Here is a 2772-nt window from a genome sequence, read left to right on the forward strand (position 1 = left end):
CCCGCCCGGCCACCGCGCCGCAGACCGCGGTCACCCCGGACAACCTGATCTACGTCATCTACACCTCCGGCTCCACCGGCAGGCCCAAGGGCGTCATGGCGAGCCACGCCAACGTCCTGCGGCTCTTCCCGGCGATCCAGGACGACTTCCGGTTCACCGGCAGCGACGTCGGCGTGCTCTCGCACTCCTACGCCTTCGACTTCTCCACCTGGGAGATGTGGGCCGTCCTGCTGAACGGCGGCCGTCTGGTGGTCGTGTCCAACGAGACCACCCGCTCGCCGGAGGACTTCGTCGACCTGCTGGTCGCCGAGCAGGTCACCTTCCTGTCCTACGTCCCCTCCGCGTTCGGCACGGTGGCCGCCATGGCGGCCACCGGAGACCCGCGGATGGACCGGCTCGCCCTGCGGCTGATCGCCGTCGGCGGCGAGCGCGTCGAGGTCCCCCAGCTCCAGCCGTGGGCGGACCGGATGGGCCTCGACCACCCGGTGCTGCTCAACATCTACGGCCCGACCGAGACCACGGTGATCTCCACCGCGCACCGGCTCGTGACGGAGGACTTCGACCACCCGTCCCGCAGCCTTCTCGGGCACAAGTTCCACGACGTCCGGATCCATCTGCTGGACGCCGACGGCCAGTTGGTGCCCGTGGGCGTGGTCGGCGAGATGTGCATCGGCGGCCCAGGTGTGGCCCGCGGCTACCTGGACCGCCCGGAGCTGACCGCCGAGCAGTTCATCCCGGACCCGTTCGGCCCGGCCGGTTCGCGCCTGTACCGCAGTGGCGACCTGGCCCGCAGACTGGCCGACGGCACCCTGGAGACGCTCGGCCGTGCCGACGGGCAGGTGAAGATCCGCGGCTACCGCATCGAGCTCGGCGAGATCGAGAGCGCGCTGCACAAGCACCCCAGCGTCAAGAGCGCTGTGGTGACCGTGCACGAGAACTCCGTGGGGGAGAAGTCCCTCGTCGCCTACGTCGTCGCCGACGGCGGCACGGCCGTCGACGCCGGCCTGCTGCGCGGGCACCTGGGCGGCATCCTGCCGGACTACATGATCCCGTCGGCCTTCGTCGCCCTCGGCTCCATCCCGGTGAACGCCAACGGGAAGGTCGACCACCGGGCGCTGCCCGCGCCGGACCGCTCGGCCTTCGCCGCCTCCCGGCACATCGCGCCGCGCACCCCGGTGGAGGGGCGCTTCGCCGAGGTCTGGGGCGAGGTGCTGGGCCTGGAGAAGGTCAGCGTCGAGGACAGCTTCTTCGACCTCGGCGGCGACTCCATCCGCGCCGTCCGCCTGGTCGGTGCGCTGCGCACCTCAGGGTTCGAGGTGTCGATCCAGGAGGTGTTCCGGGCGCGGACGATCGCCGCGCTGGCCGCCGGTCTCACCGGTGAGAGCGCCGGGTCGCCGGTCGAGTCGGTGGAGCCGTTCGCGCTGATCGGCGACGGGGACCGGGCCGCGCTGCCGGCGGGCGTCGTGGACGCCTATCCGCTGTCGCAGGTGCAGACCGGCATGCTGGTCGAGATGCTGGCCGCCCAGGAGCGGAGCGAGTCGGCCTACCACAACATCAACTCCTTCCGGATTCCGGACGAGCGGCCGTTCTCGCTGGAGGCGCTGCGCGAGGCCGTGGCCGTGGTGTCGCAGCGGCACGAGCTGCTGCGCACCGCCGTGGCGCTCAGCGGCTACTCCCAGCCGCTGCAGCTGGTGCACGCCACCGCGCAGATGCCGGTGACCGTGCACGACTGGCGGGGCCTGAGCGAGGAGGAGCGCGAGGAGCGCGCCCGCGTCTTCGCCGAGCAGGACCTGGCGTCCGGCTTCGAGCTGTCGGCTGCGCCGTTGATGCGCGTCGCGGTGCACCTGGAGTCCGACGAGGCCTGGCGGTTCACCCTCAGTCACTGCCACGCGGTGACCGAGGGCTGGAGCGTCAACAGCCTCCTCATGGAGCTGATGGAGTGCTACCGGTACCTGCGCGAGGGCCGTGAGCTGCCCGCCTTCGAGGCGCCGTCGGTCCGGTACGCGGACTTCATCGCCGCCGAGCTGGAGTCGCTGGCCTCCGAGCAGGACCGCGCCTTCTGGCGGGACGTCGTCGCCGGCCACGCCCCGGCCGAGCTGCCGGCCACCTGGGCCGACGACGCCGACCTGGCGGCCGAGAACCTCGGCGCGCGGGTGCCCTTCCACGACCTCGAGGGGAAGCTGCACCGCCTGGCGAACGACGCCAAGGCCTCGTTGAAGAGCGTGCTGCTGGCCGCGCACCTGAAGGTGCTGGGCTCGCTCGGTACGGAGGACGCCTTCCACACCGGCGTGGTCTACCACGGGCGTCTGGAGGCGCCGGGTGCGGAGCGGGTGCTGGGCATGCACCTGAACACGCTGCCGTTCCCCGCCACCCGGGCGTCGGGGACCTGGCGTGAGCTGGTCGAGCGGGTCTATGCCCGCGAGTCCGAGATCTGGGCCCACCGCCGCTACCCGCTGCCCGCCGTCCAGCGCGACAGCGGCACCGGCGAGCGCCTGATCACGATGATCTTCGACTACCAGGACTTCCACCAGGTCGACACCGGCACCGTGGACACCGCGTCCAACCTCGACGCGGGCGGCAACGAGTTCCTCCTCAGCGTGATCGCCGCCGGCGGCCACCTCAACATCGGCACCTCCACGGCAGTCGTCGGCCGCGCGGCCCTGGATGGCTTCGCGGAGATGTACCGGATGGTGCTGGAGGCGATGGCGGCTGATCCGGAGGGGGACGCCTCGGTCGTTCCGCTGCCGGAGGCGGAGCGTGCGCTGTTGCTGG

At 71.8% G+C, this 2772-nt stretch carries 1 protein-coding gene; it reads left to right on the forward strand.

Features of this window, described 5'->3' with window-relative positions; genetic code table 11:
- A partial coding sequence (locus ABZW30_RS46745; RefSeq protein ID WP_355677452.1) for an amino acid adenylation domain-containing protein occupies nucleotides 1-2772 on the forward strand: 2772 nt, incomplete at both ends.

The organism is Kitasatospora sp. NPDC004669, assembly GCF_040609455.1.
Lineage (GTDB): Bacteria > Actinomycetota > Actinomycetes > Streptomycetales > Streptomycetaceae > Kitasatospora.